Below are 18,267 nucleotides of genomic sequence, written 5' to 3' on the forward strand. Positions count from 1 at the left end.
GCCATTATTACCTAGTCTTAGCTTAGACAAGCAAGTGCGGTTACGCCTTAGAATGGTCGTAAAAAATGATCGAGATCAAACCGCTTCCCCGTTGAAAATGAGGAGAAAATATTGCCAATAGACAGCTTTGTCATCTCAATATTTCTCATGCTCACCTTCGGGCGTCTGCTCAGTGAGCTCTGCTGCCGTGTGGGAGTCCCTGGGGTGGTTGGCGAGATGTTAGCAGGGCTCATTATCGGTCCCTCGATTCTGGGATGGGTTCATCCCCACAACACCCTCTCCGTTCTGGCGGAGCTGGGGGTGATTCTGCTACTGTTCGATATTGGCTGTGAGACCTCAGTAAAACGCCTCTACCACGCCAGTGGCAGATCGATCTGGGTTGCACTAGGTGGAATCATTTACCCCGTAGTCATAGGGGGAGCTTCAGCCGCCTACTGGCTTAATTTACCTCCATTTACGGCTCTGTTCTTTGGCTGCGCCTTAACGGCAACCAGTATCGGCATCTCGATTAGGGTGATGACTCAGGCTAAGCAAGGCCAAACACTTGCCGGTCAGGTTATTCTCGGTGCCGCGGTGGTCGATGATATTGTTGGTGTGGTATTGCTGAGCGTACTGTTAAACTTTAACGCTTCTGGCACCCTGAGTCTGGTATCTGTATTGATACTGGTCATGAAGGTCGTTGGCTTTGTGTTCCTGGCACCTCCCATGGCCAGAATGCTTATCTATCTATTCAGAAGCTGGTACCCTCACTCTAAGAGCAGCGGCTTTGAGGTCTTCGTGGTGATAACCTTAATCTGCCTGTTCGCCTGGCTGGCACACTGGGTCGGAGCGCCGGCACTGCTCGGGGGCTTCGCTGCCGGAATGGCACTATCCCGCCAATTTGTTTTCCCGACAAACCGATATTTGCCTAACCCCTTTCCTTTCACCCACAAGTTAGAGGTATCGGCCAAACCCCTCGTAGATCTCTTCTCCCCCATATTTTTTGTCTACGTAGGGATAAGTGTCGACCTTAGCCAGTTGGATTTCACTGTATCGGGCCTGGTGGTGCTTCTCTGGCTGGCACTCATCGCTATCGTCACTAAGCTGGCCTCCGGGATGGCCGCAAAGGGTCCCTTGCGGAGAAAAATTATCATAGGAAGCGCGATGATCCCCCGGGGAGAGGTCGGGTTAGTATTTGCCGAAATGGGGCTGCAGCTGGGCATCATTCAACCTAAGTTATTTACTGAGATGGTATTGATCATCGCCATCTCGAGCATCGTTGGTCCCATGCTCCTCAAGTGGTCCCTCAAGGGGCAAACGGTATTACACAAAAAGCCGTGATTCCACGCAGATAGCCCCTATCACAAGTGCAATATTTTTATAAAAACTCAAGAAGCTATCGCTATTTTCATCTATGATGGATTGGCGAATGCTGACAGGACATATCTTCTCAGTTATGAGACATTTTTGATTATGTCACCGGAATTATAACGTTGTTATTCAACCTGGATTCAGCGCTTGGGCAGAAATAATGAGTTCAGGCACCTGACCCCAGGTTCAAAGAGAGTGAACCGATGAAACATCAAAAACATGAAGCTCAGTTACTAAAGTTGGCTATGGAGATTGGCGTTGGTTACGCAAAGAAGCGTGGCTTTGCCGATTTTGGTAAAGGGATCTCACCCAAAGATAAAGTTGAGTGCATATACCGTTTATTGGTTACCGATAAACTGATCCAACCGCTGGCAAAAGATAAAGAAGATGGGCCCAATATGAAGCACAAACTCATACTCTGGATAAGCCGCCAACTTCCTGAAGACCATGAACTGCTAAACTAAATAAAAGTTTGATTACAGCCTCTTAATAAAAGCAGGTAAGCCCCAACTTGAGTCTTACCTGCTTTTATCTATTACAGCCTGAATCAAACGGTGCTCAGGTAATTGACGTTATTTTTTCCAACCTAACTTCTTCTCGATAGAATCAATCATGGCTGAGGCCACATCGATTCCCGTTGCAGCTTCAATACCTTCCAACCCTGGTGACGAGTTAATCTCTAATAGTAATGGTCCCTTACTGGAACGAATAATATCGACACCCGCAACCTGAAGGCCCATGGTTTTAGCGGCCTTAATGGCTAACTTTTTCTCTTCCGGAGTCACCTGCACAATAGAAGCCGTTCCCCCCTGATGAATGTTCGCTCTAAACTCACCCGGAGCCGCCGTACGCTCTATCGACGCAACAATCTTACCGTCAATCACAAAACAGCGTAGATCTTTCCCTTGTGCTTCCTTGATAAACTCCTGCACCAACAAGTTCGCTTTTAGCGACTTAAACGCATTGATCACACTCTCGGCGGCCTTTCTGGTTTCTGCCAGCACAACCCCTTTTCCCTGCGTCCCTTCAAGCAACTTAACAATCAGAGGCGCACCTCCAACCATATCGATAAGATCGGTTGTATCGGCCGGCGAATTAGCAAAACCGCTCGTCGGAATATCCAGGTTGTTCTTCTGCAGTAACTGAAGAGAAAACAACTTATCCCGGGATTGAGTGATCGCTTCCGAGTTGTTGAGCGCCATCACACCAAGACTTTCAAAGTGGCGAGTCAGGGCACAACCATAAAAGGTCATACTGGGACGAATTCTGGGAATCACTGCATCGAGATCATTCAGAATACGTCCACCACGATAGTGTACCTCAGGCTCGGACGCATCCAACTTCATATAACACTGTTTAACGTTGAGAAAGTACATTTCATGGCCGCGTTGCTGACCCGCTTCCATGATGCGTTTATTACTATACAGATCCGGATTACTCGCCATTAAGCCTATCTTCAAACCACTACTGGGAACAACAAGCTTGCCATAGAGTTCATTCACCTGCTCGGCAGACATTTCGCCTAAACAACAAGTGGCTGAAGGGTCCACTAAGATCTTTTGCCCCATAGCCTCGCGACCCAACAGCATGCGATAACCCATATTGGCGCGGTTAGTCAGTGTCAGCTCAATCTCCCAGGATTGCTCCCCCAAATGAAGCTGTTCACGTACGACGAAACGCTTCTCGGTTTCACCGTTAGAACTTTTGATCACTCGTCTGTCGATAAGCTTAGACTCACACTGCAGAGTCACTTTTCGACTGCCTTGCAGCGGATGGACTTCATAGCTGACCCAAGTGCCATCTTCACGTTTAAACGTAGAGATATTGATTGCGTGAAGCGATGATGTCTTGGCTCCGGAATCGACACGAGCCTTGACTGCCTTGATGCCTAAACCTGGTAAAGCGCACCACTCTTCACTACCGACAATAATTTTGTTGCTCATTTTTTTGCTACATAAATAGGTTAATTAAAACGCAAAAGTACACCTCTTTTAATATTTCACAAAGATATAAAAACTAATGAACGAATAGCAGTAAGAATCAATAGCTTAATAACAAATGAGCTAGCCAACACCAACTAAATCCATTACTTTTTGTATTGCAAATTTCTCGCCACAAAAATCAGGCAAAAAAATACTCGTCACAGGGACGAGTATTTTTACAGTTTACTCAAAGAGAGTTAACAGCTCATCTCTCCTTGACGGCGTATCATTCAACAGGTGAAACAACAAACAATAGGTCACCTTGAGAGACCTGCTGCCCATTACTGTTAAGCACTCGCTCGATACGATACTTCTTATCTTCAGGATACAAGATTGCATCTTGACGGTTATAGCCGGCTAAAGTTAGCTGAGAGAACATCTTCATAGCCTCTGTAAGCGCTAAAGTCTGATCTGCAGTAACTATGTCACCTTCTTTAACAAAGTCGGCTTCACCAGGCGCTGGAGAGGTATAGAAGATACCTGCACCTTGTGCCATCACCTTAAGCTCGTTACTCTCACCGACGCGCAGTGACGCAGTATCGACACCGACGGTTTCTGCAGCGGCTTCCATCTCGGCAATCAGCTCTGGTACATCAAGCTCTGCCATGAAACGCGGCAGATAGTTAGTATCATAAACCCCTTCGTTGAAGGTGCCGTCTTTCAGGATACGAGTCAGCAGTGGAATATTGGTCGCAATACCTTTAATGACAACCTGATCGGCGAGGTAATCATGTAGCTTGTTGATCACATCTTCACGGCTCTCACCACGGCAGATAATCTGAGCGATTAAGCTGTCATAGTATGGCGATACCTCTTTACCTTCACCGGCAATAGAGATGATCTCGATATCATCACGCTCTGGCATCTTATACTCAGTGATCACACCAGGATGTGGCAGTAACTGTAGAACGCCATTGCTATCTAATGCTGCCTTCTCTGCGGTAACACGCACTTCGATAGCATAGCCGATTGACTGAGGCTCAAGATTTTCAATTGAGCGGCCCGCTGCGATATCAAAACCAGCACTCACGATATCGATACCCGAGGTGGCTTCCGTAACCGGATGCTCTACCTGAAGACGTGTGTTCATCTCCATAAAGTACACTTCATTAGCATCTAGGTTATAGATGAACTCAACCGTACCCGCCCCCATATAATCGGTCGCATCACCAAGAGCACGAGTATACTCAAGCACCTTCTCTTGAAGTTCGACCGGTAGCATAGTCGAGCCAGACTCTTCGACAACCTTCTGGTTGTTACGCTGCACCGAACAATCACGAAGACCCAGAACCTTAGTATTACCAAACTTATCACGTAGTAACTGAACCTCGATGTGACGCAGTGAAGTAACGTATTTCTCAAGATAGAGATCGCCATTACCAAATGCGGCAGCCGCTTCGGTTGAAGTTTGCTGGAATAGGCTGATCATATCAGCAGAGCGTTCAACGATCTGAATTCCCTTACCACCACCACCTTGAACCGCTTTAAGCAGTACCGGGTAACCAATTTCGTTGGCAACGTTCACCGCTTGCTCAGCGTTGGTCAAGATACCGTGGCTACCGGGAACGACAGGAACATTCTGCGCCTGGGAAGTCTTAATCGCGTTAGACTTGTTACCCATAGTTGTCATGCTGTGTACGCTTGGTCCAACGAAGTTAACACCGTTGTTGACACAAAGTGCAGCAAACTGTGGGCTTTCAGATAGGAAACCAATCCCCGGGTGAAGCGCATCGACGTTTTCATACTCGGCAACTTTCAATACAGAGTAGGCATTGAGGTAACTTTCATCGGAGGTATTACCACCGATACAAACTAACTTGTCGTTACCTTTCAACATCTCCGCTGGCACAGAGGTCATATCCGGATCGGATGCCACCAATACCACATCGATATCGTTATCATGAGCCTTACGGATCAACTTAACCGCGGTACAACCACGAGCATGAACTAGGACCTTGTTGATGGGTTTCATCAACTCACGAGGATCGTCTTGAACGATCTCTTCGTCCGCAACCATCATCTCAGGAACCAAAGTAGATATCGCATTGGCAATAACATCTTCAACCTTAGCAGTTGGCTTAGGCATCAGAGGATCGATACTGCTTAGCTGATCATCAATGGTGTTACTGAATGGGTTCGACACAAGTGCGTTCATCGCACCTGGTACTTTCGACAGGTAGTTAGACAGCGTCGCCGTCGATGGCAGATATGCAGGCACAACCATTTGACCCGCAAACGGCATATTGGTACCCGACAGGTAGTAGGTTTGAACCAGAGGATGAGTCACGAAACTCGCCTGAGCACCACCGGTACAATCACCATAACCAAACATCAATACAGGCAGCTCGTTATCACGGATGAAACGCGTGATACGGTCGTTCACTACCGCCATTGAGAATAGCGCCGCAGCCCCTTCTTTCGTCTGCATACCGCCGGAGCTGATAAAGCAGATAACCGGAAGTTTGCGCTTAGCACACTCAATCAATAGCGCGCTGAACTTCTCGGCGCTGGCCATATCGAAGGCACCGGCCTGGAATGCGGTGTTAGAAACGGCAACACCGACACGCATCTGCTGGCCGTTGTGCTCAAAATCCGCCATACCTGTGATCAAACCACAAGGACGGATCCCCTTATCCAGTGCATCTTCGATAGATAGACGGAAACCCGGGAAGTTAAGCAAGTTGGCAGACATCTTATCGCCGTTCACTTCCTCGAAATCGGTAAAGAATTTCTCGGTAATATTTTCCCAAGTCATCTTACCGGTACGCTTCTCATCACGAAGTACTTTCTGGATCAAGAGATCCTGATAACCCATGGTGAGACGGTTCCAGAAGTCTTTACGACGACCGATCCGTACAGGGTTGATGGCACCCGTATATTCGCTGCTCTCTTTCTCGCTGTCGAAATACTCTGGTAGCAGACGTTCGAAGAAGTAGGTCAGGATAACGAAAAGACTATCATTCAACTGAGGGAAACCGACACTCTTCCACTGCTCAGTTTTAGTCAGCAGTTCGGCACGGTTTGACTGAGACATGAAGAACTTCAGCCACTTATAGAACTTGCTCTTATCATTCGCGGTATCTTGGGTCGAAATGGCGCGATCGATAGAGTCGTGCAACAGGTTATCAACCGATGCACGAGAGAGGCTCTTAGACATCATGGCTTCTTTAGCAATAGAAGCGAGGTTACCCACCACATTGTCATAAAGCGCATTGAAGATAAGAATGTTATAGCACTGCCAGATGAAGTCTTCACGAAGTTCATCGTGAATCACAACATCGAGAACGGTTAACTTGTTCAGCTCAGGCCAATCCGCTTGAGTCACCTCCGATGGGAGCGTCTCAAGATAGCGGATCAATCCCTTAAAGTTGTTTTCAGCATTACCTTTCCAACGATGATACAGGGACCAACCGATATTAAATAACAGCGCCTTACGTGCTTTCTTATAATTCTCTTTTGGCTCACCTAAGATCAAACGAGTCAGCATGTTACGTTCGGTAGAAACATCATCACGCTTAGAGACGAAGTTACCCCAAAGTTTATTGAGCTCTTCATCATAGACCAGCTTATCCGGGCTTGATAACCAGGACTGGAATACTCTGTCTTGCTCTTGCTGAATACGAGCCAGCAGATCACCTTCCGGAACGCTAACCTTAGAGAGGCGACCGTATTGCTCTTGAGAGATAGAGTGAATACGGCTGCGAAGCGTCAAATAACGCAAATAACGATAGGCACTACCAAACAGATTCAGGTGCATCGTTGGGTTATTGGCCACCGCAAGCTCGGCATGATGTTCAAGCGCAGCCAGATTCTTAGACGGACTAAGGAAACGGGTCAAACTACGATCATAATGCTCACGCAGATCACCAGACTCACGAACAAACTGAACAGCGGCTTGCTCTACCGCCTCTACACTACTGATAATAGCGCGGCGCAAGTTATGCTGACGCTCATCTTTATCAGATGGAGAGAAATCGATGATGCCGTCGATGCAACCTGAGGTGTATAGCTCTTCCGGCGATACACCAACAGATTTGGCACACTCTTGCCAAGAGAGGTTGTACTTACGAGCGATGCTCTGCAGGCCCTGAGGCTGAATGGTATTAAAAATACCATCACGAAGTGACAACAAGATGTTGGCCGCTGCTAATGGGATCGCTCCCCCCGAATAACCGGCGCCAATCACGATACCGACCGTAGGTACGTCAACATTGGCACTCTCGGCAATCGCCTTAGAGATGGTGTGCGCTTGGTTCTGACTGTTTGCAATTTCACCGGCGTCGGCACCAGGGGTGTCGATAAGATAGATGATGGGCATCGCCAGTTCGGCGAACTTACGAATAGCTTTACACGCCTCGAGGTGATGTTCTGGCATCCAGGCGCCATTTCCTGTTGTACGCTCTTGCGCGATAAAACCCAGGCGGCGAGTGCGGGTACCGAAATTTAGTTCGATCTCAGCACTATAAAAAGGGCCCATATGGGTTTCGGCAATGATCTTACCTTTAAGATCCGCGATGACGCGCTTTGCGCCCGGACGGTTTTTATCTAATGTAGGCTGAATAACCTTAGTCACGTAACCATCGACATCTAACAGTTCTAACTCTTTCAAGTTTGACTGGATGGTATCATCGCCTAAGAGACCTTTAATCTCTTCGGCCAGGCTCTGTTTACTGTGCTCAGGAAACAGTGAAAAATCTTGTGCCAAGTGCTCTGCTTTTAGAAAAAGCGGATCGGCAGATTGAGCTTGAGTCATGTTTGTGGGCTTATTGTTGCTGGTCATCAATTGATCCTCTGCTTAGCCTCTAGAATTTTTTAGCCAGTAAATATAACTTTGTTATAGTGTCAAATACCATTAAACTGCACTAGACGCTTTGTTCCATTTTTGAGACAGTGATAAAAACATGCCTGATCTGAATGGTATGATGCTGTTTGCAGCGGTTGTTAGAGCCAAAGGGTTCTCGCAAGCCGCCCGCGAAATAGGCATGCCAAAATCAACCATAAGTCGTAAAGTCGCTCAGCTCGAAGAGCAACTTGGCGTACGGCTATTACAACGTGATACTCGAAATTTGAGCCTCACTCAGGTTGGTGCGCTTTTTTATCAGCACTGCACCAGTATAAGCGATGAGATTGAAGCGGCTAAGGCGACAATCGAAAACACCCATAATGATGTATCCGGCTCACTGCGTATAGCCATCCCCGTCTCTTTTAGTCAGGAGATCATCGCTAACCTCTGCAGCAGTTTCATGCGTCTCTATCCTAATGTTGAGCTCGATGTGCAATTTACCGACAGTGAAGTTGGCCTTGTCGGCGAAGGCTATGATATCGCCATCAAGTATGGCCCACTGCAATCCTCCGACCTGGTTGCGCGTTTACTCTTCGAGCGTCAGCCAATCTTAGTCGCCAGTCCCGGCTATCTGAAAAATAACGGTACACCCGCGACCCCGCAAGATCTTATGAATCATAGCGGTATATTGCTTGGCACCTCCCGCTCGGCACCAATATGGCCGCTGGGTAAAGGCGCCAGAAAAACCATGGTTAACTTTAAGCGTAAAGTCAGAGTGAATAGCGCCGTCATGGTCAAGCAGCTGGTTCAGGATGACTTTGGCATCGCCATGTTATCTAATTCGGTGTGTAAAAATGAACTTGCCAGTGGTGCACTCGTACCTATTCTGCAGGAGTGGCCGATAGAAGCATTTAAGGTCTATGGTGTCTATTCGAGCAGACGACAACTCGCCACCAATATCAGCGTCTTTCTGGACTTCTTCACCAAACGTTTCAGCAGTCATGAATCACTGCAATCTTTAATGGTGTAACCTTTTATACCAGCGCTGTTTTCTAAGGGAATAACCATTAGTTCAACAAGGCGCCTTGAATTGAAAAATCTGAAAGGCTTTGAATGAGCACTTTTCAACGTAAATTGGTATTACACAAAATTTGTGATCCATGTCGATAAAACCTGACCTCGATCATATACCCGAGTAATTTACTCGGGTACTATCCCCCTCGAAATTGTTCATTTGTTGATTGAGGATAGAATTATGAGTTGTTGCGGCGCCTGTGGTGGTCAAGATACAGAGAAAAAAGCTGAAGAGTCTAAGCAAGAGGAAACATCAGCTGTACAGCAGCATACACCTGAAAAGAGTGAAACTAACTAAGGTTTCGCTGATGAGCGAATTCAGGTGATGTTAAACATCACCTCCTTACTCTATTTTCCTTTTATCTTTTCTCTTCGTCAGAATAATTATCCCGGCTACCTCCCCTTTCTAAAATGAACAAATTACCCCTAATTTTCCAGTGCTTTATTTGCATATACCAGTCGTGCATACTGCTATAATAAACTCATGTAATAATAGCTGGTAGCGAACCTATTACACGCCAAATCCATGGCGCTAATACTCAGTACCGAAACCAGACATCTCAACTAACAATAATTACGCTCCATAGAAAGGAATGAAGTCATGACTAAATCCGTGATGGCGATTGCAGCTGTAGGCGCTCTGGCCTTTAGCATCGCCTGTTCAGCCACCCCTGATGCTATGACCCCCCTGAATATTGAAGAGCTGAGACTCGAAGCAGCAAACCAGACGATACCCGATGTTGTCACTCGCTATCAGGCCTTAGTTGAGAGCCTGGACAATAAATACCAGCAGCAAACAGACGAGCTTGAAATGACCAAGATGGTCGCACGTCAGGGTGAAAGGTTATGGCAACAAGCCGTTAGAGACATACAATCAGGCAGTATCGATGACAGGCCGCTCTACTGGAGTCGCCTCGCCATGCAGCGTCAATTGAAGCGCAGTCGCCCCGCATTTAACATGGCCTCCTGGCAGCAAGAGGTTTTACTGAGCGCCGTTGAAAAATCTTCCAGAGGCTTTAGCAATGTGCAATTCTCGAATGACACCGAGGTAAAGATACTGCTAACAGGTTTCGATCCCTTCTTCCTCGATCGTAATGTCGGCCAGAGTAACCCCTCGGGCTTAGTTGCCTTGTCCTTAGATGGTTTTGAATTTTCCGCTAACGGCAAGAAAGCACAGATTGAAACTGTGATGATACCCGTTCGTTTTGCCGATTTTGATGAGGGAATAATAGAGTCACTACTGACTCCTGTTTACCGTGAAAACAGTGTAGATATGATTATTACTGTCAGCATGGGCCGTGATGATTTCGATCTGGAGCGCTTCCCGGGTCGAAACCGAAGTGCTGCCGCTCCCGATAATTTGAACCTGCTCACAGGTGCAAATAAGCAAAAGCCAATGGCACCTTTGTTTAATCGTAAAACATTAAACGGCCCGGAATTTGTCGAGTTCTCTCTCCCTGTGGCGGCGATGCAATCGGTAAGTGGTAATTGGAAAGTAAATGATAACCATAAGGTTACTTCGGTTGCTAAAGGTGAGTTTACCGCTTCAACGCTATCTGAACTTCAAAGCGAAACTTCGGTTGAAGGCTCAGGTGGAGGCTACCTTTCCAATGAAATATCTTACCGTGCGGTACTGCTGGGGCAACAGTTTAATAGCAGTATTGCAGTCGGACACATACATACCCCCAGAGTTTCAGGCCACGACCCGAAAGTTGAAGCCGAGATCATGGCGCAGGTTAAAGCTATGGTCATAGCAGGCGCCGCTGCTCTATAATGCCTCTGGTCCAATAGTCTGGTGTTAACACGCCTTTGGGGCTCGGCAGGTTGCTGAGCACCCCATCTGTATAGAGAATCGATGTTTAAGTTATTCAAATCTGTGACGAGTACCGATCCGTCTCCCGATAGCGTTTCGACTCTCAAGCCGCATACACCTGCCTGCTATGAATTTGATGCTGAACTTCACACTCGTGTCGCTCAGCAGGTGCTGGAGTGCTATCAAATAGCCGAAAAGCATCTGAATCTTCATTTTCCACGTCCGGAAATCAACTTCAAGCTAAGAGGAAGAAGCGCCGGAACGGCTCACCTGCAGCTCAATAAACTCAGGTTTAACCCGGTACTGCTCGCTGAAAACAGTGATGCCTTTCTTAAAGAGGTGATCCCACACGAGATCTGCCATCTGCTCGCCTATCGGCTCTATGGCAAGGTAAAACCCCATGGCAAAGAGTGGCAGTCCCTGATGGTCGGTGTCTTTGGAGTTCAGCCAAGTACGACCCATAGTTTGGATACTCAATCGGTCGACGGACAAAGATTCGATTATCACTGTGGATGCGGACCCGTAAAACTCAGTATCAGACGTCATAACAAGGTCATACGGGGCGAGACTCAATATAGATGCAGGCGATGTAAGAGAGAGTTAACCAGGGCAGCTTAGCTGTACAGCTGACAAATAGAGCTGATTTGAACACTGAATGCCGGTGCAGATGACAGCATCACAATATTCTTCCACTGTCACCTTGCTTCGACTCCCTTTCATCCCGTAAAATCCCGCCCAAGAGCAGAACACTGCCATCAATATGATAAAACAGCGCTTAGCGCTTAATAATTTGGCGCCATTCAGACCCATCGGTATATGGCGCCATTTAGGGAAAGATAATTGAAATTGTTTGATAAATTTGGCTCAGCCTTTCTATTTGGCTTAGGGCTGACTCTACTATTTTCCACACCCTCAACCGCTTCACCTTCTCACCCAAGCAGTTTCAGCCAAGCCAAGAGACTGGCAAAAGAGATCTATGTTAACTCTCTCCCTGCCACCAGCTTCTATTGTGGTTGCGATATCAAGATCTCAGGCAAGAAGTGGCAGACCGATTTCTCCCGTTGTGGCTATCAGGTGAGAAAGCAGCAAAAGCGCGCAGCGCGGATCGAGTGGGAGCACATAGTACCGGCATGGGAACTTGGGCACCAACGGCAATGCTGGCAGCAAGGTGGTCGTAAAAACTGTGGTAAGAATGATAAACTGTTCAGAAAAATGGAGTCGGATCTGCATAACCTGGTGCCCGCCATCGGCGAAGTCAATGGCGACCGGAGCAACTACAGGTTTAGCCAATGGAATGGCCAGGCAGATCAATATGGTCAATGTGATATGGTTATCGACTTCAAATCGAGAAAGGCTGAACCACCCGGCTATACGCGAGGCAAAATTGCCCGCACTTACCTCTATATGCAAAAGAGATACGGTTTCAGAATAGCCAAAAGCCAATTAAAACTGTTCAAAGCATGGGATAAAACTTATCCAGTTGATACTATCGAATGCAAAAGAGACAACGCCATAGCCATGACTCAGGGAAACCATAACCCTTTTGTTAAAAACCAATGTGACGCAATAGCCAAAGAACTGCGGGTTGCGGAGTAGGAAATAGATGAGAATCCCAAGAATATACCAAGCATCCACCTTCACGGTAGGTATGTCAGTTGCGCTCGATGATGAAGCGGCCTCTCATGTTGGTCGTGTACTGCGCATGTCCAGCGGTGAACAGGTGAGCCTGTTTAATGGTGACGGTAACGAATACCTTGCGCAGATAGAGTCCGCCAGTAAGAAAAATGTTCAAGTCACCATCCTTTCATCTGTAGCTAATGAAAGCGAGTCTCCGCTACACCTGCATTTAGGTCAGGTGATCTCACGTGGCGATCGTATGGACTTTACCATTCAGAAGTCTGTAGAGCTGGGAGTGAATACCATTACGCCACTTTTTTCTGAACGCTGTGGCGTAAAGCTATCGGGCGAACGATTGGAAAAGAAAATTCATCAATGGCAAAAGATCGTTATTGGGGCCTGTGAGCAGTCGGGTCGTAGTCTTGTTCCTCAAGTAAGACCCGCGATGTCTTTAGAGGCCTGGAGCGCAGAACAGACAGACTCTCTTAAATTAAACTTACACCCGAGAGCGGCACACGGTATTGGTGGATTAACCCTTCCTGAGCCAAGAGTCAGGCTGTTGATCGGGCCCGAAGGTGGCCTGTCTGAAACCGAAATATTGATGACAGAACAACATGCCTTTACCGATGTATTATTAGGCCCCCGGGTTTTGAGAACCGAAACGGCAGCCTTAACGGCAATAAGTGCACTGCAACTGAAATTTGGTGATCTGGGTTAAGCGCACCATCCCCGGAACCCACCCCAAATAGATACTGTCCAGCATAGACGGTAAACAAGGAAATGACTTCATGATCAAGCTCGGCATAGTGATGGATCCCATCAGCGATATCAACATCAAGAAAGACTCAAGTTTCGCCATGTTATTGGCCGCTCAAAGCCGTGGCTACCAACTCTTCTACATGGAGATGCAAGACCTTGCCATGGTCAATGGTGAGGCAATGGCAAACATGCGTGAGCTGTCGGTAAAGCAAGATCCCGATAATTGGTTCGAATTAGGCGAGCCCGTCGATACCCCACTTTCGGCTCTCGATGTCGTCTTGATGCGTAAGGACCCACCGTTCGATACTGAGTTTATCTACGCGACCTATATGCTTGAAAGAGCCGAAGAGGAGGGAGTGCTTATTGTCAATAAGCCTCAGAGTCTGCGCGATGCCAACGAGAAGCTTTTCACCGCCTGGTTCTCTGAATTCACTCCTGAGACTATGGTCACCCGCGATGCAAATCGCATCCGTGAATTCTATAAGCAAAAAGGCGATATCATCCTCAAACCACTGGATGGAATGGGCGGCACACTGATTTTCAGAATTAAGGCCGGCGATCCCAATGTGGGCGTGATCATCGAAACCTTGACCGAGTACGGCCAGCGCTATGCGATGGCTCAGGCATTCATTCCGGATATCACCTCTGGCGATAAGCGAATTTTGGTCGTCGACGGCGAACCGGTTCCTTACTCTCTTGCACGCATCCCTCAAAAAGGCGAGACCCGAGGCAACCTGGCCGCTGGCGGCAGAGGCGTTGCTCAACCACTATCCGAGAGTGATTGGGCCATAGCCCGAGCTATAGGACCAGAATTGAAGAAACGTGGCCTCATCTTCGTAGGATTAGATGTTATTGGTGACAAACTCACCGAGATAAATGTGACCAGCCCAACCTGTATCAAAGAGATCGAAGCCGCCTTCGATGTCGATATCACAGGTATGTTGATGGACTCGATCGAAGCAAGATTAAAAGCAAGTTAGGACCAGATTAATGAGACCTACATTATTCAGTTTAAAACGTTCTCTACTCACCGTGGCGGTATTGTTCACCACCACGGTGTCGGCTTTTGTGTATGCCGATACCCCAATTCATCCCATGATGGGCGACGCTCCCAGCGTCCCTAAAAATATCGTGATCTTAATTGGTGACGGTATGGGGCCAGCCTACACCAGTGCGTATAGATACTATAAAGACAACCCTGAAACACAAGAGATTGAGCAGACGGTATTCGATCGACTCCTAGTCGGAACGGCCAGCACTTATCCGGCCCGCGTCAGCGGTTACGTGACAGACTCTGCGGCATCTGCGACAGCCTTAGCGACGGGAGTAAAATCTTACAATGGGGCGATATCGGTCGATACCGACAAACAAACCCTGCCCACTATCATGGAGATGGCGAAAAAACAGGGGCTGTCTACCGGAGTCGCGGTGACTTCTCAGATAAATCATGCCACTCCCGCTGCGTTTCTTACCCATAATGAGAGCCGCAAAAATTATGATGAGATAGCCAACAGCTACTTAAATACAGATGCGGATGTCATGTTAGGCGGGGGACAAAAGTTCTTCCCGGCTGAACTTATCAGCCAATTTGAGGCTAAGGGTTACCGGTACCTGTCAGATTTCTCTCAATTGGATTCTGTCACTGAGCCCAAGGTAATTGGCCTGTTTGCCGAAGTGCAACTGCCTTGGGCCATCGATGAAGTTGGTGCCCACAAACTCAGTAAGATGACGGCCAAGGCACTGGAATTACTTTCTCAGAATGAAAAGGGCTTCGTATTATTGGTCGAGGGCAGCTTAATCGATTGGGCCGGACACAATAATGATATAGCAACCGCAATGGCCGAGATGGACGAATTCGCCAATGCGTTAGAGGTCGTTGAACAGTACGTTCGACAAAACAATGATACCTTGATGATAGCTACTGCCGATCACAACACCGGAGGCCTGAGCATCGGCGCCAATGGTGAGTACAGCTGGAAGACAGACATTATCAGAGCAGTAAAATCGAGCCCGGCAAGCATTGCCGCAAACGCAATTAGCAGTGAGAACTGGCAAGATGAGGTTATCTCTAAGCTGACATTTGAACTCAGCATTGATGAGCTCACACAACTGTCACGTGCACGCATGCAGGGTCAAGATGTGATGGTAACGGCTATCAAGAAGCTTATCGATAATCGCTCAAATACAGGCTGGACAACGGGTGGTCATACGGGAATGGATGTACAGGTGTTTGCATCGGGTCCGGCATCTAAACTCTTTAGCGGTTATCAGGACAATACAGATATTGCGTTAAAGATAATGAGCTTGCTTCCTAAGAAAGCTAAGAGTCCAGCTACAACGACGCAGGTGCAAAGCAACAAATAAGCTATCTCGAAACTCCAAGGTTTCAGCGACAAGCTCAGCTCCCCAACTTACCCAGTTGGGGAGCGGTCTCTACCGGCCAGACTCGATCCCGGTCTATCTGATTTAATATTCCAAACACCTTTTCCTCTTCCAAAGGCTTCGAGAAAAGGTACCCTTGAGCGAGTTCACACTTGGCGTCGGCTAAGAAATCACATTGCTGAGGGGTCTCTATGCCTTCTGCGACCACCGTTCGTCCTAAGTTATGGGCTAAATCAATAACCGTAGTCACAATATGTGTATCGGCTCCCCCCTCGAGTACCCCGGCAGTGAAGCATCTGTCTATCTTGAGGACATCGAAAGGCAACTGTTTAAGATAGCTTAAGGAGGAGTATCCTGTACCAAAATCATCAATCGCTATCCTGACTCCCAAACGCTTGAGAGACTTCATTGCAGACAGCGCCAGATCAACCTGTTCAATCACGCTTTCCTCCGTCACCTCCAATAATAGGCTTTCAGGAGGAAGATCATATTTAGACAAAATATGCTGAACGAGAGGGATCAAGCCGGGATCCATATAATGTTTAGCCGATAGATTGACCGCCATATACAGATCTTCCCACCCCTGCTTTCTTAATCGAGATAAGATTGCCCCCGCCTCTTCCAATACATAATTTCCTACCCGAATTATCGCCTCACTGTGTTCAATATCGGGAATAAAATCTCCCGGCATAATAAGTCCCAGTTCAGGATGAAACCATCGTATCAATGCCTCGAAGCCTTTTAGTTTACTATCGGGTAAGGCGACGATAGGTTGCAAGAACAAAGAGAGTTGCTTCTCTGCAATGGCGGCCCCTATATCTTGCTCGATCATTAAGCGGTTATTAGCTTTATGCAACATCTCTTCGGTAAAGACCCGATAGTTACTCCTGCCCGCATCCTTCGCCTGGTACATGGCTAAATCGGCATATTTAATTAGCTCTTCGGCCCTGACATTCATGCTTTTACAATAGGCAACACCGATACTGGTAGTCACGATCAACTTATGATTCCCGAGAACGACAGGCTGCTGTAGCGAGGCAAAAATTTTGTGGATCACTTTACGTACATCCTGATCAGATCGGATCCCTCGCAGTAAAATAAGAAACTCGTCTCCACCTTGCCTGAATACCGTATCCATAGCCCGGACACTATTATTTAATCGGGTTGCCACTATCTTCAACAGCTCATCACCTTGGGTATGACCTAAGGTGTCATTGATACGCTTGAACTCATCGAGATCCAGATACATTAAGGCAACTTGATCATGAATACGTCCCACACAAGCGATGGTCTTTTTGAGCTCATGCATCAACATCGCTTTATTCGGTAGCCCCGTCAGCGTGTCGAGCATGGCTAACCGCTTGAGTTCGCAAGTATACTCATCGACCTCCAACTCCAAGTTTTGCAGCCTTTCCGCAAGTTGATGAGTCGCCGTATTGATAAGGTCTACTTCATCGACGATTAGCGATGATGATTTCGGCGATAACTTTTTTAAGGTTTCAAAATCATGCTCTGCAAGTAGAGGGAGTAGGTTGGCATGCCGGCTCAAACTCACCACGGGCGCCCAAGCGACGAGAATGACGAGACAGCCGGATAACACAAGGGCAAACAGAAGCGTTCCCAGCATGCTCTCCTGAAACTCATTGAGTATTGCCTGCCAATCACTGATGTTGTTGATCACTAAGATTGCGGGAGAGTTAGCCTCTTCAGCCAGAGGGAAGATCCAGATAGCCGAATATTCTCCATTAACTTCATATATCCCTCCCTTGGTGGCAATCTGATCCCAACTAAAATTATCGGCAATTTTTTGCAAGCTAGGCAAACTAGTACGTTTATTGCTTATGCTATATAGCTCTCTGGCCCAATAGTTACGGCCTACCGGATGCACGATTCTGGGACCGAGTACGGCTAACTCAAACGAGCCGTTTACCCGAAATCGAGCCAGGATATCGGTCAACCCTGACTCTAAAAACAGAAGGTGGGGCTCTCCTTGCAGTAAATTGGGGACCAAGACTTGAATCACACATTCACGATGACACACGATGCGCCAATGTGGTTCGATACTCACCGAGCTGCTCTCGAACCATTGCCTATCTTCGATATCGACCCGATTGCCGGCATGTGCCAGCACCTCCCCGGATAGTGACATCAGGTGAATAGTCCTTAACTCCCAGTACAGTTGAATATCAGGCCAACGCTTATCCAGCATCTCCTGATACTTACCCACATCAAACTTTGCACCATCACGGTCTCCGTCGTTAACCATTAAGGCTATCTGTTGAGCCGCCAGCAGAGACTGATCTACCGTTAATGAGATCGAACTTTGGAGGTTTTGAGCCAGTTTATTTTGCTGTGAAGCGAGTTGATAACTTTGTTGATTGATCAATTGACGAAAGGTAAAGCCACCTAAGATCCCTCCTAAAATGGTCAACATAACCATTACCGCAATAAGCAGCTTCCATTTCAAGCTGATAAAGATACTCTTAGTATCGGGCGCCGTCATGGGC

At 47.4% G+C, this 18,267-nt stretch carries 12 protein-coding genes and 1 pseudogene; 9 read left to right on the forward strand and 4 right to left on the reverse strand.

Annotated elements, in window-relative coordinates; genetic code table 11:
- Positions 1–111 precede the first annotated feature (111 nt).
- Both SSED_RS20685 and SSED_RS20690 read left to right on the forward strand, forming a co-directional pair.
- Positions 112–1,320 (forward strand): cation:proton antiporter, encoded by a 1,209-nt coding sequence (locus SSED_RS20685; protein ID WP_012144298.1) that lies wholly within the window; start codon positions 112–114, stop codon positions 1,318–1,320.
- Positions 1,321–1,553: 233 nt separating this feature from the next.
- Positions 1,554–1,814, forward strand: coding sequence for a DUF5062 family protein (locus tag SSED_RS20690; protein WP_012144299.1), 261 nt, complete (start codon positions 1,554–1,556; stop codon positions 1,812–1,814).
- Between the two features lie 108 nt (positions 1,815–1,922).
- Here the strand turns inward: SSED_RS20690 and rimK are convergent, their stop codons facing one another.
- The 3 genes and pseudogenes from rimK to SSED_RS20700 all read right to left on the reverse strand — a co-directional run bounded on the left by rimK (position 1,923) and on the right by SSED_RS20700 (position 8,112).
- A complete protein-coding gene (gene rimK, locus SSED_RS25000) occupies positions 1,923–2,810 on the reverse strand; it encodes a 30S ribosomal protein S6--L-glutamate ligase (protein ID WP_223296011.1) in 888 nt (295 codons plus the stop codon).
- Between the two features lie 84 nt (positions 2,811–2,894).
- Positions 2,895–3,293: pseudogene (locus SSED_RS25005) on the reverse strand (ATP-dependent zinc protease family protein); the annotation flags it as partial.
- A gap of 265 nt (positions 3,294–3,558) precedes the next feature.
- Positions 3,559–8,112 (reverse strand): ATP-binding protein, encoded by a 4,554-nt coding sequence (locus tag SSED_RS20700; RefSeq protein WP_012144301.1) that lies wholly within the window; start codon positions 8,110–8,112, stop codon positions 3,559–3,561.
- Between the two features lie 121 nt (positions 8,113–8,233).
- On the opposite strand from SSED_RS20700, the gene SSED_RS20705 reads away from it, so the two are divergent.
- The 7 genes from SSED_RS20705 (at position 8,234) to SSED_RS20735 (ending at position 15,742) form a co-directional block, all read left to right on the forward strand.
- A complete protein-coding gene (locus SSED_RS20705; protein ID WP_012144302.1) occupies positions 8,234–9,145 on the forward strand; it encodes a LysR family transcriptional regulator in 912 nt (303 codons plus the stop codon).
- A 645-nt stretch (positions 9,146–9,790) separates the two neighbouring features.
- Positions 9,791–10,963: a PA0049 C-terminal domain-containing protein gene (locus SSED_RS20710; protein WP_012144303.1), complete on the forward strand. Its 1,173-nt coding sequence runs from the start codon at positions 9,791–9,793 to the stop codon at positions 10,961–10,963.
- 81 nt (positions 10,964–11,044) lie between these two features.
- On the forward strand, positions 11,045–11,620 hold the full coding sequence (locus SSED_RS20715) for a SprT family zinc-dependent metalloprotease (protein ID WP_012144304.1): 576 nt from the start codon (positions 11,045–11,047) through the stop codon (positions 11,618–11,620).
- Positions 11,621–11,848: 228 nt separating this feature from the next.
- A complete protein-coding gene (locus SSED_RS20720) occupies positions 11,849–12,598 on the forward strand; it encodes an endonuclease (protein WP_398355987.1) in 750 nt (249 codons plus the stop codon).
- A 7-nt stretch (positions 12,599–12,605) separates the two neighbouring features.
- Positions 12,606–13,337, forward strand: a complete 732-nt coding sequence (gene rsmE, locus SSED_RS20725; protein ID WP_012144306.1) for a 16S rRNA (uracil(1498)-N(3))-methyltransferase — start codon at positions 12,606–12,608, stop codon at positions 13,335–13,337.
- Between the two features lie 70 nt (positions 13,338–13,407).
- Complete coding sequence (gene gshB / locus SSED_RS20730) at positions 13,408–14,358, forward strand: glutathione synthase (RefSeq protein ID WP_012144307.1); 951 nt, start codon at positions 13,408–13,410, stop codon at positions 14,356–14,358.
- A 10-nt stretch (positions 14,359–14,368) separates the two neighbouring features.
- A complete protein-coding gene (locus SSED_RS20735; RefSeq protein WP_012144308.1) occupies positions 14,369–15,742 on the forward strand; it encodes an alkaline phosphatase in 1,374 nt (457 codons plus the stop codon).
- Positions 15,743–15,776: 34 nt separating this feature from the next.
- Here SSED_RS20735 and SSED_RS20740 read toward each other — a convergent pair whose 3' ends face one another.
- Positions 15,777–18,263, reverse strand: coding sequence for a putative bifunctional diguanylate cyclase/phosphodiesterase (locus tag SSED_RS20740; protein ID WP_012144309.1), 2,487 nt, complete (start codon positions 18,261–18,263; stop codon positions 15,777–15,779).
- Positions 18,264–18,267 lie beyond the last annotated feature (4 nt).

The organism is Shewanella sediminis HAW-EB3, from assembly GCF_000018025.1.
Lineage (GTDB): Bacteria > Pseudomonadota > Gammaproteobacteria > Enterobacterales > Shewanellaceae > Shewanella > Shewanella sediminis.

Coding starts and splice junctions, on each gene's coding strand:
- SSED_RS20705 (WP_012144302.1), top strand. CDS start 8,234: ATGCCTGATCTGAATGGTATGATGCTGTTTGCAGCGGTTGTTAGAGCC.
- gshB (WP_012144307.1), top strand. CDS start 13,408: ATGATCAAGCTCGGCATAGTGATGGATCCCATCAGCGATATCAACATC.
- SSED_RS20690 (WP_012144299.1), top strand. CDS start 1,554: ATGAAACATCAAAAACATGAAGCTCAGTTACTAAAGTTGGCTATGGAG.
- SSED_RS20735 (WP_012144308.1), top strand. CDS start 14,369: ATGAGACCTACATTATTCAGTTTAAAACGTTCTCTACTCACCGTGGCG.
- SSED_RS20710 (WP_012144303.1), top strand. CDS start 9,791: ATGACTAAATCCGTGATGGCGATTGCAGCTGTAGGCGCTCTGGCCTTT.
- SSED_RS20740 (WP_012144309.1), bottom strand. CDS start 18,263: ATGACGGCGCCCGATACTAAGAGTATCTTTATCAGCTTGAAATGGAAG.
- SSED_RS20715 (WP_012144304.1), top strand. CDS start 11,045: ATGTTTAAGTTATTCAAATCTGTGACGAGTACCGATCCGTCTCCCGAT.
- SSED_RS20700 (WP_012144301.1), bottom strand. CDS start 8,112: ATGACCAGCAACAATAAGCCCACAAACATGACTCAAGCTCAATCTGCC.
- rsmE (WP_012144306.1), top strand. CDS start 12,606: ATGAGAATCCCAAGAATATACCAAGCATCCACCTTCACGGTAGGTATG.